This window comes from Candidatus Enterococcus ikei, assembly GCF_017316105.1.
Classification (GTDB): Bacteria; Bacillota; Bacilli; order Lactobacillales; family Enterococcaceae; genus Enterococcus_L; species Enterococcus_L ikei.
Genome location: NZ_JAFLWD010000026.1, coordinates 1 through 17,494, shown reverse-complemented (window position 1 = coordinate 17,494; position 17,494 = coordinate 1). Strand labels below are relative to the sequence as shown.

Below are 17,494 nucleotides of genomic sequence, written 5' to 3'. Positions count from 1 at the left end.
AAATAGTAAAAAATGAAGAGGAGCAAAGACCAATGACAAAAAGAACAGTATACTGCGGAGAAGTTTCAGCAGATTTAGTAGGACAGGTTATTACATTAAAAGGATGGGTACAAAAGCGTCGTGACTTAGGCGGAGTTATTTTTATTGATCTACGTGACCGAGAAGGGATTGCACAAGTTGTGTTCAATCCAGCTCATTCAAAAGACGCATGGGAAATTGCAGATAAATGCCGTAGCGAATACGTAATTGAGATCACTGGAGAATTGACTTACCGTGATAAAGAAGCGATCAACCCTAAAATGAAAACTGGTGAATTTGAAGTGATGGCAACAGATATCACAATTTTAAATACAGCTAAAACACCACCATTTTTAATCGAAGATGAAAATAATGTCGGCGATGAAATTCGTATGAAATATCGTTATTTAGACTTACGTCGTCCACACATGACCGCAAACTTAAAATTACGTCATGAAGTGACAAAATCAATCCGTCATTATCTAGACGACACTGATTTTATTGATATCGAAACACCTTATTTTGGTAAATCAACACCAGAAGGCGCTCGTGATTACTTAGTACCTTCACGTGTACATGCAGGTCATTTTTATGCCTTACCACAATCACCACAAATTTTTAAACAATTATTGATGAATGCTGGTTTCGATCGTTATTATCAAATCGTTCGTTGTTTCCGTGATGAAGACTTACGTGGTGACCGTCAACCAGAATTTACCCAAGTGGATATCGAAACAACCTTCTTATCTCCAGAAGAAATCCAAACAATGACTGAAGAAATGTTAGCGAAAGTGATGCGTGAAACAAAAGGAATCGAAGTCACATTACCTTTTCCTCGTATTAGTTATGATGAAGCAATGGCACGTTACGGAAGTGACAAACCAGACACACGTTTCGATATGGAATTGATCGATATCGCAGATGTGGTCAAAGATGTTGATTTCAAAGTTTTCCAAATGGCTCTAGAAAATGGCGGACATGTGAAAGCCTTGAATGCTAAAGGTGCAGCAGATAAATATTCAAGAAAAGATATGGATAATCTAGGTACTTATGTAAGTCAATTTGGTGCCAAAGGTTTAGCTTGGTTAAAAGTAGAAGAAGATGGGCTAAAAGGTCCAATCGCAAAATTCTTAACAGAGGTTTCTGACGAGTTGATCAAAGCGACAAATGCAGAAGTTGGCGATATCTTGATGTTTGGTGCAGATAAACCAGAAATCGTTGCAGCTGCTTTAGGTGCTGTTCGTTCTCGTTTAGGGAAAGAATTAGGTTTGATCGATGAATCTAAATTTAACTTCCTATGGGTTGTTGATTGGCCATTATTTGAATATGATGAAGAAGCAGGTCGTTATGTTTCTGCCCATCATCCGTTCACACAACCTAAAGAATCTGATATTGAATTGCTTTCAACAGATCCAGCGAAAGTTTATGCTGAAGCGTATGATATCGTCTTAAATGGCTATGAGCTAGGTGGTGGTTCATTGCGTATCCACAAACGCGACTTACAAGAAAAAATGTTTGAAACACTAGGATTCACGAAAGAATCAGCACAAGAACAGTTTGGTTTCTTATTAGATGCCTTAGACTACGGATTCCCTCCACACGGCGGAATTGCTTTAGGGTTAGACCGTTTAGTGATGCTATTAGCGGGTGAAAATAATATTCGCGAAGTGATTGCTTTCCCTAAAAACGGAAAAGCTGCTGATCCGATGACAAGTGCTCCAAGCGTGGTTTCACCATTACAATTATTCGAATTAAACATTGATGTAACAGCGATTGATGAATAATATTTGACTTAGTCAAAGTAAAAACAAGTTTTCAGTAAACTGCTATAGTTTATTGGATACTTGTTTTTTCTATAAGAAAAAAAGCCCTTTCAATAAAAGAAAAGTTCATCTATAATTTAAATAGGAAACTTGATTAAAGGAGTGAGTAAACTGAAAAAAGAAAATTGGGTACGTTTTTTGATTATTGTTGTTGTATTAATAAGCTTAGCGGCTTTTTTTCGTTACGCAACAGGTCCAACAAGCGTCGAAACCTATGATAAAAAAATCGAGGGATTGCAAGAAGCTGAGCAAAGCTATCAGAATGATCAAAAAAAACCACCTCAAACAACTACTCAGAATCAAACTGATGTATTGGTTAAAGGTGAAATGTTATACGTTACCTACGATTCAGGTGAGCATTGGGTAGAAGTTCCTGAAAGCTTGGAAAAAATTCAATTTGGCGAGTATACGCCATCTTATGATAATAACTTGATGGAGGAAAGCTATTTTTTAACAAAAGAAAACACTTCATTTCTCTATGAAAATTTAGGTTTAAAGCTCCTGCAAACATTAGACCAAGGGAAAACGTGGCAAAAATATGAAATTTCTCAAGAAAATGCCGGTATTCGTTTTAGAAAGATCGACTTTTTAAGCAAAGATTTTGGCTATGTGATTTATTCTGGCGGTCGAGTTGCTCGTCAAGAAGGAACTATAGCGTATTTGACCCATGATGGCGGGAAAACTTGGAAGGAAACAGCAAGTACAAATCAAACATCATTAGTTCAAGATGGTGGCTTTATTGATGAAAATACAGGCTTTTTGTCTTTCGGAGCAGCACCTAATTTACAAGTCACAAAAGATGGCGGAGTTAGCTGGAAAGCTGCAACGATTCAAGTGCCAGAAAAGTATAAAGCTATCTTTTTAGTAGCTGAAATGCCATCTAAAGCTGGGGATCAGTTAGAACTTTTGCTAAATCAAGGAGAAGTCGGTGATTACAGAGGTGGTTTAGTAAAAGGAAAATTTATTTCAAAAGATAATGGTGAAAATTGGGTGTTTGATCGTGAGGTAGAGTCAGATGAAGAGTAAAAAGATAGTAAAAAAAGTTAGTGGAGTCATTTTTTTGATTTTGACGATTCTGTGTCTTATGTTTTTGGGCGGATTTATGCTTGCTTCTTCAAGAGGCGTCGATTTAATTAGTGATTGGCTTCTTTTAGCTGCACTAATAGGTAGTCTTTTGTTTTTAGGATTGACGCTGTTGTTTTTGATGGATCTAGACAAAAAAAGAAAAATTCGTATAATTGGCGTTCAGATTGTAGCAATCATAGCCGTAAGTGCTCTATTTAGTTTAGTAAAGCCAAAAGAACAAACAATTTTAAGTCTTTCACCTGATGCCAAACATGTCTTTTTAATCAAGGAAACAGGTGACGATCATGGATTGTACTATTTCAATAATTATTATCTGATTTTTGCTCGTTTAAAAGAAAAACTACCTGTTAAAGGAATCACTGACTACCAACTAACTTGGGTAACGAATGAGACTTGTGTTTTGACATATCTGTCAAAAGATCAAGCAATGCATCAATATATTGGCACTTATGGTGGTCGAAAGATAGCCTATTCTTATGTTTTATCTAATTTGACAGGCGGCGTTTGGGAATCCAAAGATGGAAGAACAAGTCTAACATCTAGCGGTTCAACAGGTATTGTTATCCGAACGGATGGGGAGATAGAAGAATATCCATTTGAGCAAGCTGTGCAATTTGGGACAACAGCTTTAGCCGTAAACGATGAGAAGAATACGAAATGGTCAATTAGCTTAGATTCGGAAAATGAGTATGATGATCAAGATGAGTTAATCAAAAACTCTCAGACAAAAATTATTCTATTAAAAGCAGGACTTGATGACCCGCAAAAGATTGAGTTGTATTTTAAGCAAACAAGTGACTAAAAAAATGAGGACGGGACAGAAGTGTTTAACCTCGAGAAATAAGAGGGAATTCACGAAAATTTCTTTTCAAATTTTTGTGAATTTCAGCTTATTTCCGAAGAGGTTGCTTCTGTTTCCGCCGTTTATTCGTAGTTAGTGTGTGAAACAAAAGTGCTTTTTACTTTTGTTCCACACACATTTTTTTTACAATTAACTATCATATCTTTGTACATAATTAAAATAAGCACCAATCAAGCTTGCATCATTTCCTAATGAACTTAAAACAACAGAAGGAGAAATAATTTGAGTAACTGGACTGATAGCTAAGCTATCTATGATTTTTTGTAAATCTTGTTTTAAATAATCAAGTAAAATAGTCTGACTACTGATGCCGCCACCGATCACAATTTTTTCTGGATCTAAAATTGTTTGCAGATTCCAGAGTTGAAGGGCCAAAGAATCGCAATAGGTATGTAAAATACTTTGTGCAACCTGATTGCCCATTTTTACAGCTTCAAAAAAAAGTTCACCGTTGACTTCACTCGTTTTTTTGTTGAGAGATTTAGCAAAAGGTTTTAAGAGGCTGTAGACACTATTTTTTACAGCAAAAAAATCGCTCGTAGCCATTGATGAATTCGTTTGGACGAATGACAATTCACCAGCGGATTGATTTGCTCCTCTAACAATTTGACCATTTACAAGTAGACCGCCACCGACGCCTGTACCGAGCACGATCATAATAGCATCGTTTACCCCTTGTAACTGACCCAAATTCATCTCGCCGATAATAGCACATCTAGCATCATTATCTATAGCAACAGGGCAGTCAAAAATGGATTGGAAAAATTCAAGCATATTCATTTGCCTGATAAACTCAAGTGAGCCGCCATGGACAGCGAAGCCAGTATCCGCATTGATGATTCCTGGCATGGAAATAGAGACCCCATCAACAGTTTCTACAAATTCATTGTATATCTGTGTTAAACATTTTTTTAAAGCGTCGTTTGTTTTAGGCGTTGCTTGTTTTTGAACGAGCCCTAGTTTTCCTTCAGTAATCAATCCATATTTGATAAATGTGCCGCCGATATCTAATACGAGAATTTTTTTCATTGGACGTTACCTCCTAAATTTTTAAATAAACAAACTGAATTCGCTTACTTTACTTATACAAATAGCTCTACTATAATATACACATAAATTTTAACATAAGTAGGTCAAGCCAAGGCTATAAAAAATATCAGATGCCAAACAGTTATCTGATACCGATAGAATAGGGAAAAATTATATTTTTAGAAAATAGAAACTATTTCTGCCTTATGTGCTAGATAAATTGCTGCTTAAATACCAATGGTTGCATTGATTGAATATTTAGTCGCTTTTTGTTTTAACAAAAAATAATTATGGTTGAACCTGATTTATTTATAGTTTGTTTATATTTATGTTTTATACTGAATTTAGAAGCTGGCTAAAGGAGGAGTAAACATGACTAAAAAACAAAATATACTAAAGGTATCGTCGATATTTTTACTTTTAATTATTTTTTCAGCCTGCCAAACCAAACAAATGGATACAAAGCAACCAGTAAAGGAGAGTACGCTCATGACAACTGAAAAAAATAGTGTAAACCAATCAAGTGAATCAAAGGATTCGCAGCCAGTCAATAAGCCCGAGGCGTCTAGCCTAGTATTTCCAGCAGGTTCTCTGCTTCAAACGGTGAATGAGAATGATGTAGCTAAAGTAGAAAAAATACTTCAAGATAAAAATTACGCAATCGATGAAGTTAATGCTCAAGGTGAAACACCGCTCTTGATTGCAACGCATCAAAACTTCATCGAAATTGCAAAATTATTGATCGATGCTAATGCTGACATCAATGTGCAAGATCAAATTTCCGATAGTCCCTATCTTTATGCCGGAGCTCAAGGGAAAACTGAAATTTTGACTTATATGTTGGAAAAACAAGTTCCAGATCAGCAGAAATTCAATCGTTTCGGTGGCAATGCCTTGATTCCAGCAGCTGAAAAAGGGCACCTTGAAAACGTCAAACTTTTATTAAAAGACGGACGAGTAAATATCGATCACCAGAATAATTATGGTTATACAGCCTTGATCGAAGCTGTGGCATTAAGAGATGGTTCTTCGATCTATCAACAAATCGTCAAAACTTTGTTAGCTGGCGGTGCGGATAAAACATTGAGAGATAATACTGGACGAAATGCCGAAGATTATGCTAGAAGTCTAGGTTATTCAGAAATGTTGAATATACTTAGCACTTACTAAAAATAGATCAAGCAGCAAGGAATCAAGATTATAGAAAAAAATATATATAAGCGCTTATCGTGCATGTGCAACACGTTGCAAGATGATGAAATGCGAAGTATAAATGAAAAAATAGCAATACTTTTCTTCTATTTTAAGTAATTGAGCTTTTTTTCTTCCTCTAAAGCACGTATAATGGGAAGCAAATGAATCAAGCAAAGTGAGGCTGCTTCCACATGAAAAAATTCTTTGAAGGCTTACCTGTCCATGATTACACAACAAAACTTTCTGTGTCGATTGTTTATGCTATTTTGGCATCTGTTGCGATGAACTTCTTTTATCAACCAGGAAATATTTATTCTAGCGGGATTACAGGTTTAGCTCAGATATTAACGACATTATCAACGAAAGTCATTGGGTTTAAAGTACCCGTTTCGATTACTTTATATGCATTGAATGTTCCTTTGTTTTTTGTTGCATGGCGTAAAATAGGGAAGAAGTTTACTGTATTTACGTTTTTAACTGTTACGTTGACTTCTATTTTTATGCAGATAGTTCCCCAAACAAGTTTGTCTAATGATCCAATTATTTGTGCGATTTTTGGGGGAGCGGTGATGGGATCTGGGATTGGTTTTGCTCTCAAAAATGGTCTCTCTTCTGGGGGATTGGATATTTTTAGTATCACGATTCGTAAGAAAACGGGACGTTCTGTAGGATCGATTTCGATGTACTTTAACGGATTGATTATCTTTGTTGCAGGCTACTTATTTGGCTGGCAATATATGTTTTATAGTGCATTATCAATTTTTGTGAGTGGGAAAGTGACGGACGCTGTTTATACGAAGCAAAAGAAGATGCAGGTAATGATCATTACAAAAAATCCAGATGCCGTTATTGATGGGATTCAACAGAAAATGAGACGAGGAATCACAATTATTCATGAAGCAGAAGGTGCCTATCGACATGATAAACAAACCTTGTTATTGACTGTTGTGACCCGATTTGAGTTACCTTCCTTAGAAGCAGCAATGAAAGAATCTGATCCATCAGCGTTTGTGAGTATTTCAGATAATGTAAAAATTCTTGGGCGGTTTTATGAAGAGGATTTGTAAATATAGTAGGAAGAAAAAGAGGCTGGACAGAAGCGCTAAACTTCGAGAAGTAATATGAAGTTGCTTTTGTTCCCGCCATTTATCAGAATTTTAGGTGACTAGGATAAAGCTCGCAGAGTTATGTCCTAGTCTTTTTTTAGCTAAAATGAATTTGAGTATTTACATTAATAAATGATAAAAACAATGTAGGTTTACTTTATATAGTGATAGGCAGAGACACAGATCTAATTTATTTTCAAAAAGTAGATTGAACAATTTCAAAAAAATAATCTCTTTTTCTTGAAAAGAAAGATGAAAACTGTTAAACTAAGTTTGTAAGATTGATGGACGCTTTTAAGACTGTTAAAGAACTTAACAATGAAAAAGAAGAACGTCAATCCTATTTTTTTAAAGTTCATAGGTCGTTTTAAGTCTTACTTGGACGTATTTTGACCAACGAAGGAGCGCATCATGCTAGATGAATTGAAAATGATTGAAGCAGTTGCTCCAGATTTGCTCGACGTAATACAGGAAAGATTTCATATCCTTCGAAATATTTACTGGATGCAACCTATTGGACGTAGAAGTCTATCTGATAGTATGGGAATTACAGAACGTGTCTTGAGAACCGAGACTGATTTTCTGAAAAATTTACAGCTGATAGAAACTTCTAAAAGCGGAATGACCTTAACTGATAAAGGCTTAGAGATTTACCAAGGACTTGAGACAGTCATGAATCAATTGCTTGGCATGCACCAAGTCGAAAAAGAAATTAGTCAATATTTTGGGATTCAACGTTGTATCGTTGTCGCTGGCAATAGCGACAATCAGGAGAAAGTCCTTTATGAATTCGGCGATATTTTGACCGATTCACTAGATTTGCTTTTACCTGATGGCGATAATATCATTGCAGTCATGGGCGGCACAACAATGGCGCTGACAGCTGAGCATATGGGAACGTTGGAAACGGAAAAACGACATAATTTGTTTGTTCCAGCTAGAGGTGGAATCGGGGAGGCAATGACCGTCCAAGCTAACTCAGTTAGTGCGGTAATGGCAAGCAAAACCGGAGGACACCACAGAGCGTTGTACGTACCGGAACAACTAAGTTCTGAAACCTATAAATCTCTGTTACAGGAACCATCGATTCAAGAAGTATTGACACTGATCGAACAAAGCAATTGCGTGGTTCATAGTATTGGTCGTGCGCTACATATGGCTGCACGTCGTAAAATGTCAGATGACGAAATGGTCATGTTGAAGCAGAATAATGCTGTAGCAGAATCTTTCGGATATTTCTTTGATGAAGAAGGCGAAGTGGTTTATAAAATCCCTAGAATTGGACTTCAGTTGAAGGATGTACAAAAAATTAGCAATGTGGTTGCGATCGCAGGCGGTAAGACAAAAGCCAAAGCAATCCGCGCTTATATGAAAAATGCACCAAAACAAACGTGGCTCATCACTGATGAAGCTGCTGCCAATGAGATTTTAAAAGGGGCAACCCTTTAAAATAAAAAAATTTTTGATTTTCATAAGGAGGAAATCTTTAATGACAGTTAAAGTAGGTATTAATGGATTTGGACGTATCGGACGCTTAGCATTCCGTCGTATCCAAGATGTAGCAGGAATCGAAGTAGTAGCAATCAACGACTTAACAGATGCTAAAATGTTGGCTCACTTGTTAAAATATGACACAACTCAAGGACGTTTCAACGGAACTGTTGAAGTTCATGATGGATCTTTCAACGTTAACGGTAAAGAAGTTAAAGTTCTTGCTAACCGCAACCCAGAAGAATTACCATGGGGCGACTTAGGCGTAGATATCGTTCTTGAATGTACTGGATTCTTCACTTCAAAAGAAAAAGCTGAATTACACTTAAAAGCTGGTGCTAAACGTGTTGTTATCTCTGCTCCAGGCGGGAATGACGTACCAACAATCGTTTATAACACTAACCACGATATCTTAACAGGTAAAGAAACAGTTATCTCAGGTGCTTCATGTACGACTAACTGTTTAGCTCCTATGGCTAAAGCTTTACAAGATAACTTTGGTGTTGTTGAAGGTCTTATGACTACAATCCACGCTTACACAGGTGACCAAATGACTCTTGATGGACCACATCCTGGTGGAGACTTCCGTCGTGCACGTGCTGCAGCAGAAAACATCGTACCTAACACAACTGGTGCTGCTAAAGCAATCGGCCTAGTTATCCCTGAATTAAACGGTAAACTAGACGGAGCTGCTCAACGTGTTCCTGTAGCAACTGGTTCATTAACTGAATTAGTAACAGTTCTTGACAAAAAAGTAACTGTTGAAGAAGTAAACGAAGTTATGGCTAAAGCTGCTAACGAATCTTACGGATACAACGAAGATCAAATCGTATCTTCTGATATCGTAGGTATGACTTTCGGTTCATTATTCGATGCTACTCAAACAAAAGTAATGACTGTTGGCGATCAACAATTAGTGAAAACTGTTGCTTGGTATGACAACGAAATGTCTTATACTGCACAATTAGTTCGTACTTTAGAGTACTTCGCTAACTTATAAGATTCATTCTTATCATTAGTGAAATTTGAACAACTGTGAAATAATAAGCGGGGAAGCAGCGCGCTTCTCCGTTTTTATTATTTTGTTTAAAAATACCTAAAACTTTTTATAGAAGGAGTACTCCACAATGGCTAAAAAGACAATCAAAGATGTAGATTTAAAAGATAAAAAAGTACTTGTCCGTGTTGACTTTAACGTGCCTTTGAAAGATGGCGTGATCACTAACGATAACCGTATCGTAGCGGCACTTCCAACAATCAAATACGTAATCGAAAATGGCGGAAAAGCGATTCTATTTTCTCACCTAGGACGTGTGAAAACAGAAGAAGATAAAGCTGGCAAATCATTAAAACCAGTTGCTGAGCGTTTAGGCGAATTATTGGGCAAACCTGTAACTTTCGTTCCTGAAACTCGCGGAACTGAATTAGAAACAGCTGTCAACAACATGAAAGACGGCGACGTCTTAGTCTTTGAAAACACTCGTTTTGAAGATATCGACGGTAAAAAAGAAAGCGGAAATGACGCTGAATTAGGTAAATACTGGGCTTCTTTAGGCGATGTATTTGTTAATGATGCATTTGGTACGGCTCACCGTGCGCACGCTTCAAACGTAGGAATTGCTTCAACTGGTATTCCAACTGTTGCTGGATTCTTAATGGAAAAAGAAATCAAATTCGTTGGTGAAGCAGTAACTGCACCAAAACGTCCTTTCGTAGCTATCTTAGGTGGCGCAAAAGTTTCTGACAAAATCGGTGTTATCGAAAACTTGATCTCTAAAGCAGATAAGATTCTTATCGGTGGCGGAATGACTTATACATTCTACAAAGCAAAAGGTATCGAAATCGGTAACTCACTTGTTGAAGAAGATAAAGTTGCTTTAGCAAAAGAATTGATCGAAAAAGCTGGTGACAAACTAGTATTACCAATCGATTCAGTATGTGCTAATGAATTCAGCAATGATGTTGAAACAGTTATCACTGATGGCGAAGCTGTACCAGAAGGTTACATGGGCTTAGACATTGGACCTAAATCAATCGAATTATTCTCTAAAGAATTAGCAGGCGCTAAAACAGTTGTCTGGAACGGACCAATGGGCGTATTCGAAATGAGCAACTTTGCTAAAGGTACAATCGGTGTATGTGAAGCAATCGCTAACTTAGAAGATGCAACAACAATCATCGGTGGCGGAGACTCTGCTGCAGCTGCAATCCAATTAGGTTTTGCTGACAAATTCACTCACATCTCAACTGGTGGGGGCGCAAGCTTAGAATTATTAGAAGGTAAAGAATTACCTGGTCTAGCAGCAATTAACGATAAATAAAGAGATTGTGAAAAAGGCGTTTAAACTTGAATAATTGGACTGAACCTGAGGGACTTCAAGTATTGAAGTTCATCTGGTGAGAGCAATTATCAAACGTTTGCCTTTTGAACACCGTTTAATCAATCCATACCATAATAAGAAAAGGATGTGCTTTTCCATGCGTAAACCAATTATCGCTGGTAACTGGAAAATGAACAAAACTGCTTCAGAAGCGAAAGCTTTTGCAGAAGCAGTAAAAACAAAAATTCCTGCCAATAGTGCTGTTGATTCAGTAATCGGTTCTCCTGCTTTATTCTTACAAGAATTAGTAGAAGCAGCTAAAGGAACTGAATTAAAAATCTCTGCACAAAACTGCTACTGGGAAAACTCAGGTGCATTCACTGGTGAAACTTCTCCAGCAGCACTTGCTGATCTAGGCGTTGACTATGTAATCATCGGTCACTCTGAACGTCGTGAGTACTTCCACGAGACAGACGAAGACATCAACAAAAAAGCCAAAGCAATCTTTGCAAACAACATGACACCAATCTTCTGTTGTGGCGAATCTTTAGAAACATATGAAGCAGGCAAAACTGCTGAGTGGATCGAAGGACAAATCACAAACGGTTTAGTTGGTTTATCAAATGAGCAAGTATCTTCAATGGTTATCGCTTATGAACCAATCTGGGCAATCGGAACTGGTAAATCTGCTGATGCTAACATCGCTGATGAAATCTGTGGCGTTGTACGTTCAACAGTTGAAAAATTATACGGTAAAGAAGTTTCAGAAGCTGTACGTATTCAATACGGCGGTTCTGTAAAACCTGAAAACATTGCTGAATATATGGCAAAAGAAAACGTTGATGGTGCTTTAGTCGGCGGAGCGAGTCTTGAAGCTGACTCATTCTTAGCTTTGTTAGATGCAGTTAAATAATTTTGATAAACGGTGGGATCAGAAGCAACTCCTTCGGAAATAAGCTGAAACACACAAAAATTTGAAGAACAATTTTCATGAATTTCTTCTTATTTCTCGGAGTTAAAAACTTCTGCCCCAACCTCAATCATTGAATAATCTATGAATTATGCAAAAAATGTTTGCATAGCGCGCGTTTATTCACTACAATCATAATTAAGGGACTCGAATCCCCTTAGTATAAAACAAACTCAAAGGAGAGACAAAACATGTCAATTATTACTGATGTTTATGCACGCGAAGTCTTAGACTCACGCGGTAACCCAACAATCGAAGTAGAAGTATACACTGAAAGCGGAGCTTTTGGTCGCGGAATGGTTCCATCTGGAGCTTCAACTGGTGAATACGAAGCCGTTGAATTACGTGATGGCGACAAATCACGTTACTTAGGTAAAGGGGTTGTTAAAGCAGTTGACAACGTGAATAACATCATCGCTGAAGCAATCATTGGCTACGATGTACGTGACCAAATGGCAATTGATAAAGCAATGATCGATTTAGATGGAACTCCTAACAAAGGTAAATTAGGTGCAAACGCTATTCTTGGTGTTTCAATCGCTGTAGCTCGTGCTGCTGCTGATTACCTAGAAGTACCTTTATACCACTACTTAGGCGGATTCAATACAAAAGTATTGCCAACTCCAATGATGAACATCATCAATGGTGGATCTCATGCTGATAACAGTATCGACTTCCAAGAATTCATGATCATGCCTGTAGGCGCTCCTACATTCAAAGAAGCTTTACGTTATGGTGCTGAAGTATTCCACGCATTAGCTGGAATCTTAAAAGCTCGTGGCTTAGCTACTTCTGTAGGTGACGAAGGTGGTTTCGCTCCTAACCTTGGTTCAAACGAAGAAGGGTTTGAAGTAATCATCGAAGCAATCGAAAAAGCTGGCTATGTACCTGGTAAAGATATCGTTCTTGCTATGGATGCTGCTTCTTCTGAATTCTACGACAAAGAAAAAGGTGTTTACGTTTTAGCTGATTCAGGCGAAGGCGAAAAAACAACTGAAGAAATGATCGCATTCTACGAAGAATTATGCGCGAAATACCCAATCATCTCAATCGAAGATGGATTAGATGAAAATGACTGGGATGGTTTCAAAAAATTAACTGTTGCTTTAGGTGACAAAGTTCAATTAGTTGGTGACGATTTATTCGTAACAAACACAACTAAATTAGCTGAAGGTATCGAAAAAGGTATCGCTAACTCAATCCTAATCAAAGTTAACCAAATCGGTACTTTAACAGAAACATTTGAAGCAATCGAAATGGCTAAAGAAGCTGGCTACACTGCAGTTGTATCTCACCGTTCTGGTGAAACAGAAGATTCTACAATCTCTGATATCGCTGTTGCAACAAACGCTGGTCAAATCAAAACTGGTTCATTAAGCCGTACTGACCGTATTGCTAAATACAACCAATTATTAAGAATTGAAGACCAATTAGGCGAAGTTGCTGAATACAAAGGTTTGAAATCTTTCTACAACTTAAAAAACAAATAATTTTAGTTGATTATAAAGCAAAAAGGGACAACTGATCATTCGATTTTTTCTCCTTATACTCATACGTAAAACCTCCTCTTGCGAAAGTAAGGGGAGGTTTTTTACATATTTATTAAACGAATTCGTTAGGTTATACTTAATTTACGCTATAGTTTAAAGGAGGTAATGAGATGGAAAAATATTTAAGGGTTGTATTTTTAGTTTCCGTTTTAATAATAATAGCTTCATGTGCAGCCAAAAAAGTAAAAACAGAGGACACAAAGAAAGATATTGATAAAAAGTTAGTCCATACTTTAGTTGGTTCATGGTTTGCGGATAGTTATGATTATGGAAACTATGAAATCACATATGATGACAAAAATTTGAATTTTAATTCAACTCAACTAGAGATTGACTATACAGAAGATAATAGAGTATTTACACATCAAAAGGAAGATAAAAAACTTCATTACATTTTTGAAGTGAAAGAAGAAGTAGTGATCGTTTATCCTAGTTATGAAGTCGAGCAGAGTGGTGATGAACTAGTTGTAGGTGGAGATTTAGCACCTATCCAATTGAAAAAGGCCCCTGAGATATCCCAAGAACGCATTTTAGGACGATGGAAGTCAACGGAATCTGACTATCCAGCATTTATTCAAGTAAGAGCAACTTTCGATCCTAATAAAGTAGAATTATTGATAGCACAAGAGGAAAATTCGAAGGAATTTGAACTGATTTCGTTAACTTTTGAAAATGGGGGAACAGAGTTAAATTATTTAAATGATACTAAAACGATCAGGTACAGATTTTCTATTTATGAAGATGGGAGGATGATGATTAATTCTTCTACAACTCAGGAAGGCGTCGAAGGAACTGCAAGGCCGTGGATTTTAGAAAGAGCTGTTGATTAACAATGAAACAAGGTTCTATTATCCAAAAGAAAAAATCGGTGCTATACTAAAAAGAAAACGAGGAGGGTGCAAAATGAATCAATCAGATTTCCAAATGATCTTGAAAAAACAACGCAATTTTTTTAACTCAAATCAAACAAAATCAATTTCTTTCAGAAAAGAGCAACTGGAAAAACTATTAGTAAATGTAAAAAAACACGAAGAAGATTTCTATTGGGCTTTTGAAAAGGACCTTAAAAAGCCCAAAGCTGAAGTTTATGCGACAGAATTTGGTTTAGTTCTTTCTGCAATCAAAGATATGCTAAAAAACCTTGATAAATGGACTAAACCTATAAACAAACCAAGAGCTATTTCATCTTTACTAAATAAAAATACTGTTTTTCTAGAACCTTATGGAACAGTCTACATTATTGGACCGTTTAATTATCCGCTTCAATTGACCTTAGTTCCCTTGGTCGGTTCCCTTGCAGCTGGTAATTGTGCAATTGTAAAGCCATCCTCAAGAACACCGAATGTCGCTGCTGTGATTGGTGCTATTCTTGGTGAAACGTTCAACGAAGAGTATGTGAAAGTACTCTCGCCTAATTCGATCGATAATGCGACTGTTTTAAAAGAACGAATGGATTTTATCTTCTTCACAGGAAGTACAAAAGTCGGGAAAATCGTGATGGAAGCAGCAGCAAAACATTTGACGCCAGTTGTCTTAGAGCTAGGCGGTAAAAGTCCTGCAATCGTTACTGAACAAGCCGATATAGAGTTGGCTGCTGAACGAATTATCTGGAGCAAACTTCTAAATACTGGTCAAACGTGTATTGCAACGGATTATGTTTTGGTTGACGAAAAAGTTAAAAACCAATTGATCGTCACATTAAAAGAAAAAATCACTGAGTTTTATGGAAAAAGTATTCAAGATAATCCTGATTATGGTCGAATCGTTCAAGGATCAGCGATCGATAAGTTTATCCAACTAATCGATGAAAATCGCCAATTCCTAATTCATGGAGGCGAATATGATCGAGAAACAAGATTTGTTGCGCCTAGTCTTTTTAATATTGATTTAAGTCGAGAGAATAGTTTGATGCAAGAAGAATTATTTGGACCACTTTTACCAATTTGTACGTATCAACAGTTGGACGATGCGATTAGCTTTGTTAAAGCAGGTGAGAAACCACTGGCTTTATATTTATTTTCCGATGATAGAGAAGTTCAAAAACAGATTTTACACGAAATTTCTTTTGGTGGTGGCGGAATCAATCAGACGATTCTTCATGTAGCTAATGATGATTTGCCATTTGGAGGAGTAGGATTTTCTGGTATGGGTAATTATCATGGGAAGTATAGTATTAAAACTTTTTCTCATGAAAAAGCAATTGTATATGGGAGAAAAGATTCTATGGCGAAGTTAATTTATCCTCCGTATGATCAGAAGAAATTTGAGTGGTTAAAACGATTATTATAAAAGAGCGATTTAATTGATTAAGATCTGTGAGTTTTATTAACGTTACTAAAAATACAAATAAATGGTGTGAAAAAGTCAGGTTCTTCGGCAATTCCCTAAAAACCGCACAATGCGTTTTATGCATTGTGCGGTTTTTAGTCCAATTGCTTGAACCTAAACAACTTTTGCCACATCCTCTTGAAGTGGTTGTCTTTATAACTCTTTTCTTTCACGATTGACTTCAATTAAAAATTTGATTCCCGTAACAAGAAATACGATTATTCCTGCAAAAATAAAGAAGAATCCTATAGGTAAAAGATAAAAATTTTCATGCAGAATCCCTGCTTCATCCACATATTCTACTGAATTAGCTTTTATAAAGAAACAAGCAAATCCGAAAAGTAATAGAAAAGCTCCCATCAACGTTGTCACCATATTCAATTTTGCCTGTCTTGTTTTGCTGCCATCTTTGATTAATTTTTCGGTCATATTATTCACATTACTTCCTCCTAGAATCAATTCATCAAGCGAAATATGAAAAATACTAGAAATCAGGATCAACAGTTCAAGGTCTGGAAGATTACGGTTATTTTCCCAGTTGGATACCGCTTGTCTCGTTACATTTAAACGGATCGCAAATTTTTCCTGTGTAAGGTTATTTTTTGTTCTGAGTTCTTTGATTTTGTCTCCAAATTCCATCGTATATTTTCCTTTCGTTGATGTATCTTAAGCATAAACAAGGGGCTAGTTCTTTTCAAGAAAGCAGTGCTTGCAGGCGTTCGAAACAAGGGAAGCAATACTTGCTTCATAATTTTCCCCTGATTTTCATGTGGTTAAATTATAGCATCCATTATTTATAAATAGAAATGTAACTGATATTTTTAGTTAATTAAAATGAAAATCTATAGAGTCTTGTATTATAAAATAATGCTTTCAAACGCATATGCTTTTTTCAAAGGCGATTTATTTGTTATACTAAATGTATTGAAATGAAAGGAGGAAAATTTTATGAAAACAAGAGCTGAATTAAAAAGTGAAGCTAAAGGAATTTTACGTGGGCGTTGGAAAGACAGTGTGCTGATGTGTTTGGTACCGACATTGATCTCAATTGCTATCGGACTTCTTTTATTCTTTTTACTAGTCTTACCCACTATTGCATTTGTTCAAAGTAACTCAGATATAGTGAACAGCACTGCAAGTTACGATGGAAACTCTGGAGGAGGTAGCGGAGGTTTTATCGGTGGTATCTTAGGAGCATTGTTCAGTGCCGGTATCTCTTGGACATTCCTTGATCTTTACAGAGGAAAAAGACAAGAAATTCAACCATTCTCAGACGCTTTTCGTGGATTTGCAGGACCTATAGTTTTAGGATTAATTGGTGTGTATGTATTAATGACGGTGTTTATTACTTTATGGTTATTACTATTAGTTATCCCAGGAATTATCAAAGGTTATTCTTATTCGCAAACGTATTTTGTTTATTACGACGCCTATGAAGAAACGGGTGTACGCCCAGGACTTCTAAATTCTATTACGCGAAGCAGACAGCTGATGAAAGGCTATAAAGGTCAGTTGTTCTTATTGGACTTGAGCTTTATTGGCTGGCACATCCTAGCAATTTTAACACTAGGAATCGGCTATCTATGGTTAACACCATACATCACTGCAACTAAAGCAGCATTTTATGAAAATTTACCAAAAACAGCAACGATTTAATTACAGATGAAGAGCCCAAAACAAAACTAACACTCAGTTTTGAGGTGACCCCCAAAAGTT

The 17,494-nt window shown here is 36.6% G+C and carries 15 protein-coding genes; 13 read left to right on the top strand and 2 right to left on the bottom strand.

The annotated features are described in order from the left end of the window. Positions 1-32: 32 nt before the first annotated feature. The 3 genes from aspS (at position 33) to JZO69_RS10835 (ending at position 3,729) form a co-directional block, all read left to right on the top strand. Positions 33-1,802 carry an aspartate--tRNA ligase gene (gene aspS, locus JZO69_RS10845; protein WP_207112891.1) on the top strand — a complete coding sequence of 590 codons (1,770 nt, stop codon included), beginning with the start codon at positions 33-35 and terminating at the stop codon, positions 1,800-1,802. Positions 1,803-1,943: 141 nt separating this feature from the next. Beyond that, complete coding sequence (locus tag JZO69_RS10840; RefSeq protein WP_207112890.1) at positions 1,944-2,867, top strand: VPS10 domain-containing protein; 924 nt, start codon at positions 1,944-1,946, stop codon at positions 2,865-2,867. After that, the gene (locus tag JZO69_RS10835) at positions 2,857-3,729 is read left to right on the top strand and encodes a hypothetical protein (protein WP_207112889.1); all 873 of its coding nucleotides are present in this window, start codon (positions 2,857-2,859) and stop codon (positions 3,727-3,729) included. The genes JZO69_RS10840 and JZO69_RS10835 overlap by 11 nt, the downstream gene beginning before the upstream one ends. A gap of 189 nt (positions 3,730-3,918) precedes the next feature. Here the strand turns inward: JZO69_RS10835 and JZO69_RS10830 are convergent, their stop codons facing one another. After that, the gene (locus JZO69_RS10830) at positions 3,919-4,818 is read right to left on the bottom strand and encodes an ROK family protein (protein ID WP_207112888.1); all 900 of its coding nucleotides are present in this window, start codon (positions 4,816-4,818) and stop codon (positions 3,919-3,921) included. A gap of 372 nt (positions 4,819-5,190) precedes the next feature. On the opposite strand from JZO69_RS10830, the gene JZO69_RS10825 reads away from it, so the two are divergent. The 9 genes from JZO69_RS10825 to JZO69_RS10785 all read left to right on the top strand — a co-directional run bounded on the left by JZO69_RS10825 (position 5,191) and on the right by JZO69_RS10785 (position 15,739). Further along, positions 5,191-5,988 (top strand): ankyrin repeat domain-containing protein, encoded by a 798-nt coding sequence (locus JZO69_RS10825; protein WP_207112887.1) that lies wholly within the window; start codon positions 5,191-5,193, stop codon positions 5,986-5,988. Positions 5,989-6,203: 215 nt separating this feature from the next. Beyond that, the gene (locus JZO69_RS10820) at positions 6,204-7,079 is read left to right on the top strand and encodes a YitT family protein (protein WP_207112886.1); all 876 of its coding nucleotides are present in this window, start codon (positions 6,204-6,206) and stop codon (positions 7,077-7,079) included. Positions 7,080-7,529: 450 nt separating this feature from the next. Beyond that, entirely contained in the window at positions 7,530-8,567 is a 1,038-nt protein-coding gene (locus JZO69_RS10815; protein WP_207112885.1) for a sugar-binding transcriptional regulator, read from the top strand. Between the two features lie 40 nt (positions 8,568-8,607). Beyond that, a complete protein-coding gene (gene gap, locus JZO69_RS10810; RefSeq protein WP_025872307.1) occupies positions 8,608-9,609 on the top strand; it encodes a type I glyceraldehyde-3-phosphate dehydrogenase in 1,002 nt (333 codons plus the stop codon). 127 nt (positions 9,610-9,736) lie between these two features. After that, a complete protein-coding gene (locus JZO69_RS10805) occupies positions 9,737-10,930 on the top strand; it encodes a phosphoglycerate kinase (protein WP_207112884.1) in 1,194 nt (397 codons plus the stop codon). A 157-nt stretch (positions 10,931-11,087) separates the two neighbouring features. After that, a complete protein-coding gene (gene tpiA, locus JZO69_RS10800; protein ID WP_010763067.1) occupies positions 11,088-11,843 on the top strand; it encodes a triose-phosphate isomerase in 756 nt (251 codons plus the stop codon). Positions 11,844-12,091: 248 nt separating this feature from the next. Further along, a complete protein-coding gene (gene eno, locus JZO69_RS10795; RefSeq protein WP_010763068.1) occupies positions 12,092-13,390 on the top strand; it encodes a phosphopyruvate hydratase in 1,299 nt (432 codons plus the stop codon). A gap of 170 nt (positions 13,391-13,560) precedes the next feature. Continuing rightward, a complete protein-coding gene (locus JZO69_RS10790) occupies positions 13,561-14,280 on the top strand; it encodes a hypothetical protein (RefSeq protein WP_207112883.1) in 720 nt (239 codons plus the stop codon). Between the two features lie 73 nt (positions 14,281-14,353). Next, positions 14,354-15,739 (top strand): aldehyde dehydrogenase family protein, encoded by a 1,386-nt coding sequence (locus JZO69_RS10785; RefSeq protein ID WP_207112882.1) that lies wholly within the window; start codon positions 14,354-14,356, stop codon positions 15,737-15,739. Positions 15,740-15,931: 192 nt separating this feature from the next. Here JZO69_RS10785 and JZO69_RS10780 read toward each other — a convergent pair whose 3' ends face one another. After that, a complete protein-coding gene (locus tag JZO69_RS10780; RefSeq protein WP_207112881.1) occupies positions 15,932-16,417 on the bottom strand; it encodes a DUF3955 domain-containing protein in 486 nt (161 codons plus the stop codon). A gap of 309 nt (positions 16,418-16,726) precedes the next feature. Here JZO69_RS10780 and JZO69_RS10775 point away from each other — a divergent pair, with 309 nt between their 5' ends. Beyond that, positions 16,727-17,434: a DUF975 family protein gene (locus tag JZO69_RS10775; protein WP_207112880.1), complete on the top strand. Its 708-nt coding sequence runs from the start codon at positions 16,727-16,729 to the stop codon at positions 17,432-17,434. Positions 17,435-17,494 lie beyond the last annotated feature (60 nt).